Origin of the sequence: Bradyrhizobium sp. Leaf396 (assembly GCF_001424605.1) — a bacterium.
Lineage (GTDB): Bacteria > Pseudomonadota > Alphaproteobacteria > Rhizobiales > Xanthobacteraceae > Bradyrhizobium > Bradyrhizobium japonicum_C.
In genome coordinates, this window is the sequence record NZ_LMQJ01000065.1 from 350,625 (window position 1) to 365,967 (window position 15,343).

Sequence of the window (15,343 nt, forward strand, 5' to 3'; positions counted from 1 at the left end):
GCCAACAAAAGGAGTCTGCCATGAATGTCGACAAAGCCGTTCTCGCCTTCGCGGGATGCGTCGTCCTGCTCGGTCTCGCACTGGGCACCTATGTGAATGCGTACTGGTACCTGCTGACGGCCTTTGCCGGGCTCAACATGCTGCAGGCTGCGTTCACCGGCTTCTGCCCGGCCGCGATCATCTTCAAGAAGCTGGGCCTGGGTAGCGGCTGCGCGTTCTCCTGAACGCGTCTGGATGCAGCCTGTGATGCGGGGGAATTTGCCATGACCGATGACACCTTCATCGAAGGACCTCTCTACGAGAAGCGAAGGAAGGTCTATCCGCAATCGGTGCATGGCCCTTTCCGCCGCATCAAATGGGCAATCCTCTGCATCACGCTCGGGACCTATTATCTCCTGCCGTTCGTGCGCTGGGATCGTGGACCCGGCCTGCCTGACCAGGCCGTGCTGATCGACTTCCCGCACCGGCGCTTCTACTTCTTCTTCATCGAGCTCTGGCCACAGGAGGTCTACTATTTCACCGGCCTCCTGATCCTCGCGGCCATGACGCTCTTCCTGATGAATGCGGTCGCGGGGCGGCTGTGGTGCGGCTACATGTGTCCGCAGACCGTCTGGACCGACCTGTTTTATGCGGTCGAGCGTTGGGTCGAAGGCGACCGGCGCGAGCGCATGCAAGGCGACAAGCACTATTGGACCTTCACCCACCTCCGCAAGGTCGCGCTCAAGCACTTCCTCTGGATCATGATCGCTTGGTGGACCGGTGGCGCCTGGGTGCTCTATTTCGCCGACGCGCCGACGCTGGTGAAGGAGCTCGCGACCTTCCAGGCCCCGTTCCTCGCTTACCTCTGGATCGGCATCCTGACCGCCACGACCTATGTCTTCGCCGGTCATGCCCGCGAACAGATGTGCATCTATATGTGCCCGTGGCCGCGGATTCAGGCGGCGTTGACCGATGAATGGGCGCTCAACGTCACCTATCGCCGCGACCGCGGCGAGCCGCGCATGTCGGTGAAGAAGGCGGATGCCGCCCGCGCCCACGGCGCACCCGCCGGCGATTGCGTCGACTGCCATCAGTGCATCAATGTCTGCCCGACCGGCGTGGACATCCGCAACGGTATCCAGCTCGGCTGCATCCAGTGCGGCCTGTGCATCGACGCCTGCGACAACGTGATGCGCGAGATCGGCCGCCCTCAAGGCCTGATCGGCTACGACACCGACATCAACATGCAGCGTCGCCGCGATGGCAAGCCGCCGATTTACCGCATCATCAGGCCGCGCACGGTGATCTACGCGGCCGTGATCGCCATCGTCGGCAGCATCATGCTCTACACGCTCGCGACCCGCGCCACGATGGATGTCAACGTGCTGCACGACCGCAATCCCCTCTTCGTCCAGCTCGCGGATGGCGGGGTGCGCAACGATTACACCGTGCGCATTCTCAACAAGGGCGCGCAGCGATCGTTCACGCTCGAGGTCTCGGGACTGCCCGGTGCAACCATTCGCGTCGCCGGGATCGAGGCTGCCCCCGGCGGCAAGCCGGTCATCGAGGTCGGACAGGATCAGACCCGTGAGGTCCGAATGTCGCTGCACGTCGGCCCTGCCGACTTGCCGAAGACCTCGCGCGACATCGAGATCGCGATCGCCGAGACCGCCGGTGGCGGACGTGCAAGCGCCCGCGACCATTTCGTGCCGGGCGATCAATAACGCCGCACTGCATCCGGCGGCGTGCCGCCGGATGCTCAACAGGACGTTAATATTACCGTTCGAATTGAAGCCGCGTCCCAACGGTATTTTCCAATCTTTGCGCTAAGCATGGCGGCGTGACGCGGCACGCGTCCGCATGATTGGGGACGGCGGGACATGGTCGACATCGCGCAGCAGGCGGCGATCCACCCGGCATCGGCAAGCAATGCCGGGGCCGCGCGCGCGCCCGTTCCGCTGACGACGATCGACCCCGGCCAGTGGCGTGCGCTGGCGCAGCGCGCGATCGAACCGAACGCATATTACCTGCCCGCCTGGGAGTTCGCCGTCAGCGCATCTGCCCGCGGCCGCGCCGAGGCCTCGGCACTGAGCGCGTTCGACGCATCTTCAACGCGGCTGATCGGGCTGATGCCGGTGATCTCGCTCTGGCGGGCCCGGAAGATCCCCCTGCCGGCACTGGTGAGCGCGCATCCCTACGGCACGCTCTGCAGCCCGCTGATCGACCGCGACCTGCCAATCGAAGCGGCCGCGTCTCTCCTGCAACAGGCGCGCGAGGCCGGAGCGCATGCGCTCGTGCTGACCGACGTCGCTCTCGACGGCGCGGCGATGAACGCGCTCAGGCAGATTCTAAGCCGCACCGGCCTCAAGCCGCGCATCCTCTCCTGTTACGTCCGCGCCAGCCTCGATGCGGCGCAGGAAGGCGAGACGCTGCTACGGGAGGCGCTCGGCTCCAGGAAGCTCAAGGAGCTGCGCCGCCAGCGCCACCGCCTGGAGGAGCATGGGCCGGTCATGTTCGAAGTCGCGCGCAAGCCCGACGAGATCAGGCCGGCGCTCGAAGCATTCTTGCAGCTCGAGGCCAGCGGCTGGAAGGGCAGGCGCGGCACCGCGCTGGTCCAGCATGCCGGCGATGCGACCTTCATCCGCCGCGCGGTTCCGGCGCTGGCAGAGACCGCGCAATGCGAGGTCGTCACGCTTCGCGCCGGCACGACGCCGGTTGCCGCCGGCATCGTGTTGCGTCATCAGGATCGCGCCTTTTTCTTCAAGCTCGGCATCGACGAGCGCTTTGCAAGACATTCGCCGGGCGTGCAGCTCACGCTCGACCTCACCCGCCACCTCTGCGCCGATCCCGCCATCTCCAGCGCGGACTCGACGGCGAACGCCGATCACCCCATGATCAACCCGATCTGGCGGGGGCGCTTCGCGATCGGCGATGTGCTGATCCCGCTGCGACGGCACGATCCCATGGTGGCACTCATTCATGGGGCGCTCTCGGCGCACGGCGCCGTCTATGCGACAGCGCGCCGAATGGTTCGCCTGCTCCGCAAATAGAACAGCTACTCCGCCGCCTCCGCGTTGATCTCCGCCGAAACCTGCCGGATGGCACGCGCGAGCAGGTTGGGATCCTGCGCGCCGGAGACGGCATATTTCTGCGCGAAGACATAAGTCGGCACGCCGGAGATGCCTTTCTCGGCGGCCTCCTGCGCGTCGGCCGAAACGCGCGCGACGTCCGCGTCAGTGGCGAGGCGCTGGCGCACGTCGTCGGCATCGAGACCGACATCGGCGGCTGCCCGCACGAGCACGTTCACATCGGTGAGATCGCCGCCGTCGCGGAAGTACAGCTCCATGAGGCGCTGCTTCATCTCGGGCGCCTTGCCGATGGCTTCCGCCCACAGGATCAGGCGATGGCAATCGGTCGTGTTGGGCTGGCGCGCCACCAGCTCGGGCTTGTAGACGAGGCCCTCCTCGCTTGCGGCCGCGACGACGCGCCCGGCAATGCCCTTATAGGCCTCGACCGAGCCGAACTTCTGGGTGAGATAGGCCTCGCGGCTGATGCCCTCGCGAGGCACCCAGGGATTGAGGAAGAAGGGCCGGAAGCTGAGCTTGACCGGCACGTCGGGCACGAGCGCCAGCGCGCTCTCGATGCGGTGCTTGCCGATATAGCACCAGGGGCACACCACATCGGAGACGACGTCGATCTGGAGCGGTTTCAGCGTGCTCATGTCAGGCGCCTCCTTCGGGCGGTACCAGGTTGGCCCAAGATAAGCCGAACCCGCCCCGAGGCAAGAGCGCTAGGTCATGGCCGCCATCTGCTTCAGTCGCTCCGCGGTGCGCTCGTCCGCCGGGAAGAAGGTCTCCAGCGCCAGCTCCGACAGCGTGATGTCGACGGGCGTGCCGAACACCATGGTGGTGGAGAAGAAGCTGAGGATCTCTCCGCCATGGCGCAGCTTGAAGGGAATCGCGACGTTGTCGCTCGACAGCGGCGCGGATCGGGCCGGAATGGGATAGCTCCTGAGGTCATTGTAGAGCTTGATCAATTCAGGATCGGCGGTTGCCTCGCATTGCCGGTGCAGCCGCTCGAGCAGATGCCCGCACCATTCTGCGAGATTGACCGTGCGCGCTGCCAGGGCCTGCGGATGAAAGGCGAGCCGCAGCACATTGAGGGGCTGGCCGAGCAGATGCTGCGGAATGCCATCAAGCAGCGGCGCCACCATCCGATTGGCGGACACCAGGTTCCAGTGCCTGTCCACCGCAAGCGCGGGGTTGGGCTCATGTGCTTTGAGGACGAGGTCGATCGCCTGGCGGGCTGACTTCAATGCAGGATCCTCCAGCGTACGCTGCGGGAACGCGGGCGCATAGCCAGCGGCGACCAGCAGGACGTTCCGTTCGCGCAGGGGCACGTCGAGGCGCTCGGCGAGTCTGAGCACCATCTCGCGCGACGGCGCAGCGCGCCCGGTCTCGACGAAGCTCAGGTGCCGTGCCGAGATCTCCGCTTCGCCCGCAAGATCGAGCTGGCTCATGCGGCGGCGCTGCCGCCATTCGCGCAAATGGTCGCCGATGTGGACCGGCTGGCTGCGCTCGGTTCGTGCGGTGGAAGCGTGTGCGTTCATGGTCCGAAACCTATCACGCGGATTTCGGCCCTTCCATTACCCGCAAGGTAATCGAATCGGGGCGCAGACGCGCGCATTTTCGGTCGAACAGGAGAGATGACCATGATCGCACTGCTGCTCTACCGGACCGTTGCAGACCACGTCCTGCCCTGGGCCTTGGCGTTCGGAACCCGGATGCTGGCGCGCAGCCTCAACATGCCCGAGCCGCTGGTGCATTCGACCGGCGACTATGTCGTTGCCCAGGTCATCGCCTTCGAGCACGGCGTCGGCAGGAGTCTCTGCCCGCTCCGCCTCGCCCGCCTGCTGCGCGCCTGGTGGCGCGGTCGGCTCTGAGTTCACCCTAGCCCAACAAAGGAGACCTACGATGATCGAAGCTTCCACCTTCCTGCGCCGCGCGCTTCTTGCCGATGCCATCTTCAGCGGCGTCGCCGCCCTCGGCTTCACCTTCGGTGCAAGCGCGTTCGCAAGACTGTTCAATCTGCCGGACATGCTGCTGCTCGAAGCCGGCCTGTTCCTGATCGCCTACACCGGGCTGGTCGGCTGGCTCGCGTCGCGCGCCTCCGTGGCGAGGGCGCTCGTGCTGCTGGTCGTGATCGGCAACGCGGCATGGACGGTCGGCAGCATCGCGCTGCTCCTTTCGGGCGCGGTGTCGCCGAACCTCGCAGGCGAGCTCATGGTCGTGGCGCAGGCTATCGCGACCGGCGTGTTCGCCGAGCTGCAATATGTGGGATTGCGGAGAAGTGCCAGCGCGGCGGCGGCGTGAGACCGCACTCGGCGCCCTCGTCGCCCGGCTCGTCCTCGGCGGAGCCGGACCGGGCGACGCCTGAGCTGGGGTGAGCTTGCGTTACGATCTTGCGCGACCGGCCTTGCCGGCGAAGTGCTTGCCGTTCACCTTCTTCTTCGCGGTCGCGCTCTTCGGGCCTGCCTTCTTGGCCTTGCGCTCGGCCCGCGCCTTCACCTTGGCGCGTTCGGCCCGTGCCTCGGCGCGCAGCTTCTTGCGCTTCCTTTCGCAGGAGTCACACCTGCAGCCGATCGGCTTCAGATAGGCTTTGAAATAGTCGGTGCCGTAGTCGTAATTGATCTCCTCGCCCGGCTCGATGTTCTTGATGGCGCGAATATAGACTTTGCGCTCGCGCGGCCGGACGTCGGATTCTGCATTGGGCCGGCAAGAATGGTTGATGTAGCGGGCGAGGTTCTTGCGCACCGACCCGTCGATGGTCCAGCGGCCGTTGAGCTCGAACAGATATTTGTTCTCGATCTCGTCCTGCTCAGGAATTCGCGAATCCAGGATCGGTCCGAAATAGCGGATGATCCGGGTGCCCTTCTTGATTGGCTTGGTGGCGAAGAGGCCGAGTCCGGTCTTGGAGCGGCCGACGCGATAGGGTTTGTTCGAGGTTGTGGCTGGCATGATCAGGAGTACGGAGACGCGAACGAGGCTGGAGGAGCCCAAGCGAAGCTGTTCTTCTAGAACGATTCCGTGCCGGTGTCAGGTGTCTGGCAGTGCTGTTTGAACCTTGCCCACAATCAAGGCGTCTGATGGTGCGAGGTTCCAGCTGCACCGAAGTGTCATCATGATCCGCATCACCACCCCATTGCTCGTCACGCTGCTCCTATGCGCCGGCCTCGGCTGCGCCAACGCCCAGGCGATCGGCAGCAGCTACTACACCTCGACGGCGCCAAAGGACTGCCGCCAAGTCGGCCAGCCAAGCGACCTCGACGGCAGCACCACGCGGGTCTGTCCGGGCAAGGGCGGGCTCGTGGTGCTGATCGCCGAGGATGATCTGCGCGAGGTCGTCTCGGTGGGCCGCAATCGCAAGCAGGCGGCCGAGGAACCGGCAGCCAATGTCTGGTTCGCGCCGTTCAACTCGTCCGAGAGCACCATCGAATGACGCACTGCCGGTGAAAAGCCATTTGCGATCATCCAGCGCTGGCACATCGCGGACAACACCGATCCCGACAAGCAGGGGCGGCCGAAGACGAAGGCCATGCTGGTCGTGACCCGGCTGCCGCCGGGCCCGGTCTGCCACGTCGCCTATGTCGATGCGGTCGCCAACCCGACCGCGAACGAGCTTGCGCGCAAGGCTGCCGACGATTTCGCCCGCAGCTTCACCTGCGGCAAGGATGAAGTGAAGGTCATCGGCACGAGCGGGCGCGCCGTCGAGCTCGCCACGATGCGCTAGGCGCCTGCCCGAGATCCGCTACACGGGAAGCTTCGGAGTCACGGGCGCCGTCAGCATCGCCTCAAGCAGGCGTTCCGCCGTCGTCCCCTCGGGCAGCCGCGCGAGAATGTCCTCGAGACGGCCGTCGAGCAGCAGCATGGTAAAGCCGTGCACCATCGACCAAGCACGCGCGATCGCGGCGCCCTGGTTCAGCGTCAACGCGTCGCCGCTGATCTGCTCCTGCCGCATCATGCCGATCGCATTTGCAAGCCCGGCGAAAGAAGCTTCAGCCGCCTCATGCAGCGACGGCCGGGAATAGTCCAGGCGCTCGGTGCGGAACATGATGCCGTACATGCCAGGATGGGCTTGCGCATAGGCGACGTAGGCTTTCGGCCGCGCCAGCGCACGCTCGAGCGGCGTGGTGGCGGCATCGCACGACGCGGCCATCGCCGCGTTGAACTGGCGGAAGCCGACGGCCGCGAGCTCGCTGAGCAGCCCCGTCAGATCGCCGAAATGATGAGTGGGTGCGGCATGCGAGACCCCGGCCTCGCGCGCGACCGCACGCAATGTGAGGCCGGCGAGCCCGTCGCGCTCCAGCACCCGCTCGGCGGCCTGGAGCAGCGCTTCGCGCAAGGCGCCGTGATGATACGGGGTCTCGGTCTTTGCGCCCGTCGTGCGGCGTCTCGGTCGCGATGCCGCAGCAGACGTCGTGCTTCTGGAAGTGCGCGAGCTTCGCGCCGGTTCGCTCTTGGTGTCGGTCTTGCCCATTCGCAAGCTATATGACGCAATATTGACAGTGTAAAGATTTCGCTTGACCGGCGCGGCAACCCGCGTTATCTAATCTTTACGATGTAAAGATAGGGAGGGATAGGCCGTGCAGCACGATGCCATCGTTGAGCGCCACGACAACGTTGCGCCGATCCCGTTCGAAGCGGACGCGCCATTCCTGAGGGTCATCGGCGAATTGCCGCGCGAATTGAATGGGACCCTCTACCGCAACGGTCCAAATCCGCAGTTCGACTCGCCGGGCGCGCACTGGTTCGTCGGCGACGGCATGCTGCATGCTTTCCACCTCGAGAACGGTCGTGCGAGCTATCGCAATCGCTGGGTCCGCACGCCGAAATGGCTCGCCGAGCACGACGCCGGCCGCGCGCTATTCGGCGGCTTCGGCCGCAAGCTGCCGGACGCCCCGGCTGATCTCACCGATGGCGGCGTCGCCAACACCAACATCATCTTCCATGCCGGCAAGCTGCTGGCGCTGGAAGAAGCGCATCTGCCGACCGAGATCGAGCCGGGGACGCTGGCAACGCGCGGCTATTACAATTATCAGGCGCGCGTTGCGGGCAGTTTCACCGCACATCCGAAGATCGATCCCATCACCGGCGAACTGGTGTTTTTCGGTTATAACGCCGCCGGGCCGCTGACGCCTGCCCTCTCCTACGGATCGATCGACGCCTCCGGCAAGGCCACACGCTTCGAACGGTTCGAGGCGCCCTATGCCAGCATGGTGCACGACTTCATCGTCACCGAAAACCACGTGCTGTTCCCGATCCTCCCGATCACCGGCAGCATGGCTCGCGCGATGAAAGGGCAGCCGCCCTACGCCTGGGAGCCGGACAAGGGCGCGTATGTCGGCGTGATGAAGCGCAGCGGCACGACGAAAGACATTGTCTGGTTCCGAGCCGAGGCCTGCTACGTCTTCCATGTCATGAATGCGTGGGAGGACGGCCAGCGCATCGTCGCCGATGTCATGCAATTCGAGGAGGCGCCGCTGTTTCCGCATCCCGACGGCCGGCCGACGGACCCGCAGAAGTCGCGCGCCCGCCACTGCCGCTGGACGTTTGATCTCTCGGGGAATACCGACCGCTTCCAGCAAACTTATCTCGACGATCTCACCGGCGAATTCCCGCGGATCGACGACCGCCGCGCCGGGCTGAAGAGCCGTCACGGTTGGTACGCCTGCGCCAATCCGAAACTGCCGATGTTCGGCGCGTTGTCGGGCATCGTGCATGTCGACGGCAACGGCAGGAGGCTCGGCCATTATCTACTGCCGGCCGGCGACACCATCTCCGAACCGGTGTTCGTCGAGCGGTCGAAAGATGCGGCCGAGGGCGACGGCTGGCTGCTCGCGGTTGTCTGGCGCGCGCGGGAGAACCGCAGCGACCTCGCCGTGTTCAACGCCACCGATATCGAGGCAGGTCCGGCCGCATTGGTGCAACTCGGCCACCGCGTCCCCGACGGCTTTCACGGCAATTGGGTGGGGGCGCAGTAGCTCTCGTCAATACGGGCCGCGACGAGGTCGCGAGTCCCGCCCGAGGATGTTTGCGTCAACAAACAGGTTCCATGCACATGCTCTCGATCACCGCGGACATCCTCGCTGTTCTTGCCCTGGCCGGCGCCGCGCTCGCAATCCTGACGATGCGACTGCGCCGGCGAAGCCTCACGTTCTTCGAAGGCGGCGTCCTGCTGGCCACCTGCCTTCTAGTTGCCGCCGCACTCCCGATAATGTCGCGCCTGCCCTGGGCAGACCTGGTCGACGAGATGACCGACCATCTCGTTGCTGCACTTCATATCCTGGAGATCGCCTACGTCGTTCTGACATTGTAGGAGACTGGTTCGACTCGGTGCGGCGTCCTGACCGTCGCGCCCTCTTCCTGATGGCGGTTCCGAAGCCTGCGCTGCTGGGTCTCGGCCCGGCGTTCCGGTGGGTCTTGCGGCGGCTTTCGCCGCTTGCAGCATCGCGGTTGTCTTCACAAAAGTGATATGCCGGGCATCGCCAGATCACGTACGATGGCCTGGCCTGCGCCTTGCCCACGCCCGCTGAACAGGAATGACGATGAAGGACGTATTCGCCCGCCTCGCCTCCGATCTCCTCTCCGTTATCATCTTTCTGGCGGTCTATCTCGTCACAGACAACGTGATCCTCGCAACGGCAGTGGCGATTGCCGGCGCGTTCGCGCAGGTGATCTATGCGCGTCTCAAGGGACAGCCGCTCCATTACATGACCTATGCGAGCCTCGCTCTGGTGGTCGTGCTGGGCGGTATCACGCTGCTCACCAATGATCCGCGCTTCATGCTGGCAAAACCCTCGATCGCACATTTCGCGATCGGCGCGATCATGCTCAAGCGCGGCTGGATGCTGCGCTACATGCCGCCCGCTATCGTCGAGACCGTCCCGGAATATGTCACCATCGCGGGCTATGCCTGGGCGGCGCTGATGTTCGTGATCGGTGTCGGCATGTTGGCAGTCGCCGCCACCGGCGATCTGAAGCTGTGGGCGTTCTATCTCATGGTGGTCGCAGGCGGCGCCAAGATCCTGGCCTTTGCCGTGCAGTATTTCGTTCTGCGGCTGATCGTGACCAACCGCCGACGCGCCGCTGCCCGCGCCTAAATGCCCTATCGGAGGGTTAGTCAGGAGCTGCAAGTTGAGCTATAGGCTCGCTCAGGACGGGTCGCGGATCCTCGCGGGCCGCGGAAATTTGTTCGGGAGACGGGAATGGCCGTAGACGGCAACTGGAATCTGACCATGACGACCCCGATGGGCGAACGCCAGGCAACGCTGAGCCTCAAGGCTGCGGGCGGCACGCTCACGGGCACGCAGGGCGCGGAAGGTAATACCGCCGAGATATTCGATGGCACCGTCAGCGGCGACAACGTGTCCTGGAAGGTCTCTATCGACAAGCCGATGCCGCTGACGCTTGAGTTCACCGGCACCGTCTCCGGCGACAGCATCAGCGGCGAAATGGGCATCGGCCCAATGGGCAGCTTCCCGTTCACGGGCGCGCGCGCGTAAGGCTGCGCAGCCATCATGCGCGTGCTCCGTCTTATCGCGGCGGCGTTGCTGTGCGTCGCGACACAAGCGGCACGCGCGGATGACAGCGAACCGGCGTGGCGCGCAAGCGCGCTCGCCATGGTGCCGGCGGGCTATGTCGCCGGCCTCGCCTATCGGACCGATGGTTCGACTGGCTATCTCGCGGTCTATCCTGCGACGGCGAACGATCCGAAGACACCGGCAAGCGTGTTCGCAGGGCGCCAGGCCCTCGTCGTCACGCTGACACCGGATGCGACACGCGCAGTGTCGGCCGATCTGAAGCCGCGCGCCGAGCCCGATCCGGACAATGACGAGGCCGATTTCGCCAAGCTCCACGCCGAACTTGCGGCGAAGCGTGCATCGCTCCCCGACGGCACCGAGCCCTGCAGTCTCGGCGCCTGGTCCATCGACAAGGATCCAAACGGCCTCAACGTGCGCGCCGAGCCGTCAACCACGGGGCGCGTGCTCGGCACGTTGCCGCCGCCCTACCGCCTGAAGCTTGGCGGCGCCGAGAACACGCCCGATGGCGGCTGGCTCACCGAATTCAGCATCATCGGCTTCAAGAACGGCTGGTTTCTCATCGAAGGCGCAAGGCCGCCGGGCCAGGACTACGAGGACGAGAAGCGATATCCGCGCAGCGCGCCAAAGCCGTATGCCGGACGCGGCTGGGTCGCCTCCAACAAGGTCGGCGCGAACTACGCCAATGGCGCCACCCGCGCGGGCGGCCTGTTTCAGGCGCCCTTCATCGACGCCAAATGGACGCCGGCCCAGCGCGAGCTCGGCGGTCCGATCGACGGCGACGGCGGGCCGAAACGGCTGATGGCCTGCAGCGGCTTCTGGGGTCTGGTCGAGAGCCATGACGGCGTGCGCGGCTGGTGGCGCGCGCTGTGCTCCAACCAGGTCACCAACTGCAGTTAGGACGTTGACGCATCCGCATCGCCCTGGCCGGGCTTGTCCCGGCCATCCACGTCTTCGCGGCACCAAGAACGTCGTCGATGCCAGGGACGAGCCCGGGCATGACAATCGTTGGTAAGGCGAGATATGCAATCAATCGCAAGCATGGGCGAGCGAAGAGCTAGCCCAAATTCAACTCCTTGAAGAAGTCGTTGCCCTTGTCGTCGATGATGATGAAGGCAGGGAAGTCGACGACTTCGATGCGCCAGATCGCTTCCATGCCGAGCTCGGGATATTCGAGCACCTCGACCTTCTTGATGCAGTGTTCGGCAAGGTTCGCCGCGGCGCCGCCGATCGAGCCGAGGTAGAAGCCTCCATACTTCTTGCACGCCTCGCGCACCGCCGGCGCCCGGTTGCCCTTGGCCACCATTACCATCGAGCCGCCAGCGGCCTGGAACTGGTCGACGAAGGAATCCATGCGTCCGGCGGTGGTCGGACCGAACGCGCCGGAGGCGTAGCCTTCGGGCGTCTTGGCCGGACCGGCGTAGTAAACCGGATGGTTCTTGAAATAGTCGGGCAGCGGCTCGCCCTTCTCCAGCCGCTCGCGCAGCTTGGCATGGGCGGAATCGCGCGCGACGATCATGGTGCCCGTCATCGAGACTCGTGTCTTGATCGGATATTTCGAGAACGTCGCGAGGATGTCCTTCATCGGCTGGTTGAGATCGATCTTGACGACCTCGCCGCCGAGCGTCTGCTCGACCTGCGGCAGGTACTGCGCCGGGTTGTGCTCGAGCTCTTCCAGATAGACGCCGTCCTTGGTGATCTTGCCGAGCACCTGGCGGTCGGCCGAGCAGGACACGCCGAGCCCGATCGGCAGAGAGGCGCCGTGACGCGGCATGCGAATCACGCGCACGTCGTGGCAGAAATATTTGCCGCCGAACTGCGCGCCGACGCCGAGCGACTGCGTCATCTTGTGGATTTCCTTCTCCATCTCGACGTCACGGAAGGCGTTGCCGTCGGGCGAGCCGTGGGTCGGCAGCGCGTCGAGATAGCGTGCGGAAGCGAGCTTCACCGTCTTCATGCACAGTTCGGCCGAGGTGCCGCCGATCACGATCGCGAGGTGATAGGGTGGGCACGCCGCGGTGCCCAGCGTCAGGATCTTCTCTTTCAGGAACGCAAGCAGCCGGTCCTTGGTCAGGACAGAAGGTGTCGCCTGGAACAAGAAGCTCTTGTTGGCCGAGCCGCCGCCCTTCGCCATGAACATGAACTTGTAGGCATCATCACCCTCGGCGTAGATCTCGCACTGCGCCGGCATGTTGTTGGCAGTGTTCTTCTCCTCGTACATCGAGAGCGGCGCGACCTGCGAGTAGCGCAGATTTCGGCGCAGGTAAGCATCGCGCGCGCCTTCCGACAGCGCCGCCTCATCGTCGCCGTCGGTGATGACGTTGCAGCCCTTCTTGCCCATGATGATCGCGGTGCCGGTGTCCTGGCACATAGGCAGCACGCCTCCGGCCGCGATGTTGGCGTTCTTCAGGAAGTCGAGCGCAACGAACTTGTCGTTCGGGCTTGCCTCGCCGTCCTCCAGGATCGCGCGGAGCTGCTTCAGATGGCCGGGCCGCAGATAGTGGTTGATGTCGCCGAAAGCCGCCTCCGACAGCGCCCGCAGCGCCTCCCGCGACACCACCAGCATGTCCTTGCCCAGAACCTTCTCGACCCGGACTCCTTCGGACGAGATCTTCTTGTAGGGCGTCTCGTCCTTGCCCAGCGGGAAGAGCGGGGTGTGCTTGTACGGCGGAACGGGCTTTGACTGGTCGGGAAAAGCTGTGGGAGCGTTCATGGAGCGGATCTCAGGTTTGCGGCCTTGGCGGGCCTCGGCGTAGAAGCGTTCTAAGCCCATTTTGGACGGAAAAGAAAGGGAGCGAGAGCCACGGGAGAGGCAGCCCAGGCGAGCGGGAAGGCCATTGGCACAGCTCGTGGAAATGGCCCCTCCGACCCTTGCGCTTCGCGTCCGGCGACGCTTGAATGCGCGCCCTAAGGGGCTTTTCATCATGACATTGAAACTGAACGTCCGCGGCGCGATCCTGGTCGCCGCCGCCATCACCGGCCTTGTGGCTCTCGCTTCGCCTGCCCGCGCCGACCGCTGTGACGACAGCGCCAAGGAGCTGGCGAACCAGGTCGATCGCCTCAAGGTGAATTTCCGCGCCGCCAATGTCGTCTACATGACCCACCCGGCGGCCAAGGAGCTGTCCGTGGGCTGCCGCGGCGACAAGTACTCGATCGAGCTCTATGCCAAGGGCGATCGCAAGCCCAAGCCGGAGTTCTACGCGCTGGTGGGATCGATGGCCGCGATCGTCTTCACGGTGACGAAGGACGACACGACGACGGGCGCGACGCGCTGCCTGAAGCGGATGGGCCTGTTGCGCGGCGACAAGGTCACCATGCGCTACCGGCGACTGAACATGGAATGCACACGCACCAAGTCGGACGCCTCCATCGCGATCACGCGCGGCAAGGACGAGTAGGCGCTCCCTTTTTCCCTCTTGCAACGTAGACGGCGGCGCCTGCATCCCATGCCGGCAGCCACAAGCTCCGCCATTGCGAGTGTGGCGAAGCAATCCGGAATCCGCTCCGCGGCGACCGCCTGGATTGCTTCGTCGCAAGAGCTCCTCGCAACGACGACGAGAGGCCTCATCATCTCGCGAACACCGGGATGCCGTACCAAAGGAGCATCGTCGACCGCGGCAATCCCTCGCATTTTAACAATTGCCTTGAAGGAAATTTCGCTCCTGGTGGGGCAGGCTCAATTGTTTCATTCTGTGAGGACTTGCGAATGAAGGTTTCGACAGTTGCGCCCCCGCCAATCGCGATCGTGGTCCCGAACTACGACACGACCAAGCAGCAGGACGACCAGGCCAAGGCCAAGGACACCGACCCGGTCTACAAGCCGCAGCCGCCTGCGCCGCTGCCGCCGGGCCAGGGCACGCGGATCGATCAGCTCGCCTGATCAGGATTGCCAAAGCCGGAGCGTCCGCGCCGATCGGTCGGGCCTTCGTACGTCCGGCTGTATCTGATGGACTCGAGGGTGTCCCAACTCGCGCACAATCGGTCTAACCGTCCAGCTCCCGATAGCGGCGGAAGATGCCCTGCTCGTTGAAGGCAATGCGGCGATCGCTTTGGAGATAGGCCTTGATGTTCGGCCGCGCGGCGATGCGGTCATGCAGGCCGACGAGGCCTGGGATGTCCCTCTCGAACGCCGTCATGCGCTTGGGGAAGGCATAGCGCAGTCCCGCGACGATCTGGAATAGCGAGAGGTCGACATAGGTCGGTCTGCGGCCGGTCACATAGGCACCGCCGCTGTCGGCGAGAAGCTGCTCGAAATAGCCGAGATATTTCGGCACGCGCTCGCTCCAGAACTCGGCGGTACGCTTCTTCGCCGGCGCTTTCTGGTCCTCATAATAGAGCGAGGGCCCGAGCGGATGATGGGTGTCGTGAATCTCGACGACGAGGTCGGTGATGGTGAGCTGAAGCTGATGGACCCAGAGCCGGCCGGCTTCCGTCTTCGGCGCCAGCCCATGGCGGGCACCGAGATAGAGCAGGATGTTGGCGGTCTGGCCGATCACGAGCTTGCCTGCTTTGAGGAACGGCGGCGCAAAGGGCGGTGTTCCCTTGTGCGCATCCATCATCTTCATCATCGCGGACGGGCCGCGCGGGCCGCGCGCGACATCGACGTAAGCGACCCCCGCCTCCTCCAGCGCCAGCCGCACATATTCGCCGCGGCCCTGGATCTCGGGCCAGTAGTAGAGCTCGTATTTCATAAGAGGGGTCGTGAACGTGGCGACGGACCCAATGTATCATTCGCCGCCAAGTTCCGTCAGCATCGCGAGGACGGCT

At 64.8% G+C, this 15,343-nt stretch carries 18 protein-coding genes and 1 pseudogene; 13 read left to right on the forward strand and 6 right to left on the reverse strand.

The window, feature by feature from the left end:
* Positions 1-20: 20 nt before the first annotated feature.
* The 3 genes from ASG57_RS34660 (at position 21) to ASG57_RS34670 (ending at position 3,029) form a co-directional block, all read left to right on the forward strand.
* Positions 21-224: a YgaP family membrane protein gene (locus ASG57_RS34660; RefSeq protein WP_024340925.1), complete on the forward strand. Its 204-nt coding sequence runs from the start codon at positions 21-23 to the stop codon at positions 222-224.
* A 39-nt stretch (positions 225-263) separates the two neighbouring features.
* Positions 264-1,703: a cytochrome c oxidase accessory protein CcoG gene (gene ccoG, locus ASG57_RS34665; protein ID WP_057199076.1), complete on the forward strand. Its 1,440-nt coding sequence runs from the start codon at positions 264-266 to the stop codon at positions 1,701-1,703.
* Positions 1,704-1,859: 156 nt separating this feature from the next.
* Positions 1,860-3,029, forward strand: a complete 1,170-nt coding sequence (locus ASG57_RS34670; protein ID WP_057199077.1) for a GNAT family N-acetyltransferase — start codon at positions 1,860-1,862, stop codon at positions 3,027-3,029.
* Positions 3,030-3,034: 5 nt separating this feature from the next.
* On the opposite strand, the gene ASG57_RS34675 is transcribed toward ASG57_RS34670, so the two are convergent.
* Together ASG57_RS34675 and ASG57_RS34680 are read right to left on the reverse strand one after the other, a co-directional pair.
* Positions 3,035-3,700, reverse strand: a complete 666-nt coding sequence (locus ASG57_RS34675; RefSeq protein ID WP_057199078.1) for a DsbA family oxidoreductase — start codon at positions 3,698-3,700, stop codon at positions 3,035-3,037.
* Between the two features lie 69 nt (positions 3,701-3,769).
* Positions 3,770-4,588, reverse strand: coding sequence for a helix-turn-helix domain-containing protein (locus ASG57_RS34680; protein ID WP_024340929.1), 819 nt, complete (start codon positions 4,586-4,588; stop codon positions 3,770-3,772).
* A 102-nt stretch (positions 4,589-4,690) separates the two neighbouring features.
* On the opposite strand from ASG57_RS34680, the gene ASG57_RS34685 reads away from it, so the two are divergent.
* The gene (locus ASG57_RS34685) at positions 4,691-4,921 is read left to right on the forward strand and encodes a hypothetical protein (RefSeq protein ID WP_024340930.1); all 231 of its coding nucleotides are present in this window, start codon (positions 4,691-4,693) and stop codon (positions 4,919-4,921) included.
* Between the two features lie 31 nt (positions 4,922-4,952).
* The gene (locus ASG57_RS34690; RefSeq protein WP_024340931.1) at positions 4,953-5,351 is read left to right on the forward strand and encodes a hypothetical protein; all 399 of its coding nucleotides are present in this window, start codon (positions 4,953-4,955) and stop codon (positions 5,349-5,351) included.
* A gap of 81 nt (positions 5,352-5,432) precedes the next feature.
* Here the strand turns inward: ASG57_RS34690 and ASG57_RS34695 are convergent, their stop codons facing one another.
* Positions 5,433-5,996 (reverse strand): SET domain-containing protein, encoded by a 564-nt coding sequence (locus tag ASG57_RS34695; RefSeq protein WP_024340932.1) that lies wholly within the window; start codon positions 5,994-5,996, stop codon positions 5,433-5,435.
* Between the two features lie 163 nt (positions 5,997-6,159).
* On the opposite strand from ASG57_RS34695, the pseudogene ASG57_RS34700 reads away from it, so the two are divergent.
* Positions 6,160-6,768, forward strand: a pseudogene (locus ASG57_RS34700) (hypothetical protein).
* A gap of 18 nt (positions 6,769-6,786) precedes the next feature.
* On the opposite strand, the gene ASG57_RS34705 reads toward ASG57_RS34700, so the two are convergent.
* Positions 6,787-7,515: a TetR/AcrR family transcriptional regulator gene (locus ASG57_RS34705; RefSeq protein WP_024340934.1), complete on the reverse strand. Its 729-nt coding sequence runs from the start codon at positions 7,513-7,515 to the stop codon at positions 6,787-6,789.
* Positions 7,516-7,621: 106 nt separating this feature from the next.
* Between ASG57_RS34705 and ASG57_RS34710 the strand changes: the two genes are divergently transcribed.
* The 5 genes from ASG57_RS34710 to ASG57_RS34730 all read left to right on the forward strand — a co-directional run bounded on the left by ASG57_RS34710 (position 7,622) and on the right by ASG57_RS34730 (position 11,476).
* Entirely contained in the window at positions 7,622-9,019 is a 1,398-nt protein-coding gene (locus ASG57_RS34710; RefSeq protein ID WP_024340935.1) for a carotenoid oxygenase family protein, read from the forward strand.
* Positions 9,020-9,096: 77 nt separating this feature from the next.
* Positions 9,097-9,354, forward strand: coding sequence for a hypothetical protein (locus tag ASG57_RS34715; protein ID WP_349510075.1), 258 nt, complete (start codon positions 9,097-9,099; stop codon positions 9,352-9,354).
* Positions 9,355-9,583: 229 nt separating this feature from the next.
* On the forward strand, positions 9,584-10,138 hold the full coding sequence (locus ASG57_RS34720; protein ID WP_057199080.1) for an inner membrane-spanning protein YciB: 555 nt from the start codon (positions 9,584-9,586) through the stop codon (positions 10,136-10,138).
* A gap of 105 nt (positions 10,139-10,243) precedes the next feature.
* Positions 10,244-10,540: a hypothetical protein gene (locus ASG57_RS34725; protein ID WP_024340938.1), complete on the forward strand. Its 297-nt coding sequence runs from the start codon at positions 10,244-10,246 to the stop codon at positions 10,538-10,540.
* 15 nt (positions 10,541-10,555) lie between these two features.
* Positions 10,556-11,476, forward strand: coding sequence for an SH3 domain-containing protein (locus ASG57_RS34730; RefSeq protein WP_024340939.1), 921 nt, complete (start codon positions 10,556-10,558; stop codon positions 11,474-11,476).
* A 157-nt stretch (positions 11,477-11,633) separates the two neighbouring features.
* Here the strand turns inward: ASG57_RS34730 and ASG57_RS34735 are convergent, their stop codons facing one another.
* Positions 11,634-13,289 (reverse strand): fumarate hydratase, encoded by a 1,656-nt coding sequence (locus ASG57_RS34735; RefSeq protein WP_057199081.1) that lies wholly within the window; start codon positions 13,287-13,289, stop codon positions 11,634-11,636.
* 211 nt (positions 13,290-13,500) lie between these two features.
* Here ASG57_RS34735 and ASG57_RS34740 point away from each other — a divergent pair, with 211 nt between their 5' ends.
* Both ASG57_RS34740 and ASG57_RS38905 read left to right on the forward strand, forming a co-directional pair.
* Entirely contained in the window at positions 13,501-13,974 is a 474-nt protein-coding gene (locus ASG57_RS34740; protein WP_024340941.1) for a hypothetical protein, read from the forward strand.
* Between the two features lie 308 nt (positions 13,975-14,282).
* Positions 14,283-14,456, forward strand: coding sequence for a hypothetical protein (locus tag ASG57_RS38905; RefSeq protein ID WP_196232393.1), 174 nt, complete (start codon positions 14,283-14,285; stop codon positions 14,454-14,456).
* A gap of 103 nt (positions 14,457-14,559) precedes the next feature.
* On the opposite strand, the gene ASG57_RS34745 is transcribed toward ASG57_RS38905, so the two are convergent.
* Positions 14,560-15,267, reverse strand: a complete 708-nt coding sequence (locus ASG57_RS34745; protein WP_024340942.1) for a glutathione S-transferase — start codon at positions 15,265-15,267, stop codon at positions 14,560-14,562.
* Between the last annotated feature and the right edge of the window lie 76 nt (positions 15,268-15,343).

Bases quoted from the DNA above. Each gene is read 5' to 3' on its own strand.
- ASG57_RS34660 (WP_024340925.1), top strand. From the start codon at position 21: ATGAATGTCGACAAAGCCGTTCTCGCCTTCGCGGGATGCGTCGTCCTG.
- ccoG (WP_057199076.1), top strand. From the start codon at position 264: ATGACCGATGACACCTTCATCGAAGGACCTCTCTACGAGAAGCGAAGG.
- ASG57_RS34670 (WP_057199077.1), top strand. From the start codon at position 1,860: ATGGTCGACATCGCGCAGCAGGCGGCGATCCACCCGGCATCGGCAAGC.
- ASG57_RS34675 (WP_057199078.1), bottom strand. From the start codon at position 3,700: ATGAGCACGCTGAAACCGCTCCAGATCGACGTCGTCTCCGATGTGGTG.
- ASG57_RS34680 (WP_024340929.1), bottom strand. From the start codon at position 4,588: ATGAACGCACACGCTTCCACCGCACGAACCGAGCGCAGCCAGCCGGTC.
- ASG57_RS34685 (WP_024340930.1), top strand. From the start codon at position 4,691: ATGATCGCACTGCTGCTCTACCGGACCGTTGCAGACCACGTCCTGCCC.
- ASG57_RS34690 (WP_024340931.1), top strand. From the start codon at position 4,953: ATGATCGAAGCTTCCACCTTCCTGCGCCGCGCGCTTCTTGCCGATGCC.
- ASG57_RS34695 (WP_024340932.1), bottom strand. From the start codon at position 5,996: ATGCCAGCCACAACCTCGAACAAACCCTATCGCGTCGGCCGCTCCAAG.
- ASG57_RS34705 (WP_024340934.1), bottom strand. From the start codon at position 7,515: ATGGGCAAGACCGACACCAAGAGCGAACCGGCGCGAAGCTCGCGCACT.
- ASG57_RS34715 (WP_349510075.1), top strand. From the start codon at position 9,097: ATGCTCTCGATCACCGCGGACATCCTCGCTGTTCTTGCCCTGGCCGGC.
- ASG57_RS34720 (WP_057199080.1), top strand. From the start codon at position 9,584: ATGAAGGACGTATTCGCCCGCCTCGCCTCCGATCTCCTCTCCGTTATC.
- ASG57_RS34725 (WP_024340938.1), top strand. From the start codon at position 10,244: ATGGCCGTAGACGGCAACTGGAATCTGACCATGACGACCCCGATGGGC.
- ASG57_RS34730 (WP_024340939.1), top strand. From the start codon at position 10,556: ATGCGCGTGCTCCGTCTTATCGCGGCGGCGTTGCTGTGCGTCGCGACA.
- ASG57_RS34735 (WP_057199081.1), bottom strand. From the start codon at position 13,289: ATGAACGCTCCCACAGCTTTTCCCGACCAGTCAAAGCCCGTTCCGCCG.
- ASG57_RS34740 (WP_024340941.1), top strand. From the start codon at position 13,501: ATGACATTGAAACTGAACGTCCGCGGCGCGATCCTGGTCGCCGCCGCC.
- ASG57_RS38905 (WP_196232393.1), top strand. From the start codon at position 14,283: ATGAAGGTTTCGACAGTTGCGCCCCCGCCAATCGCGATCGTGGTCCCG.
- ASG57_RS34745 (WP_024340942.1), bottom strand. From the start codon at position 15,267: ATGAAATACGAGCTCTACTACTGGCCCGAGATCCAGGGCCGCGGCGAA.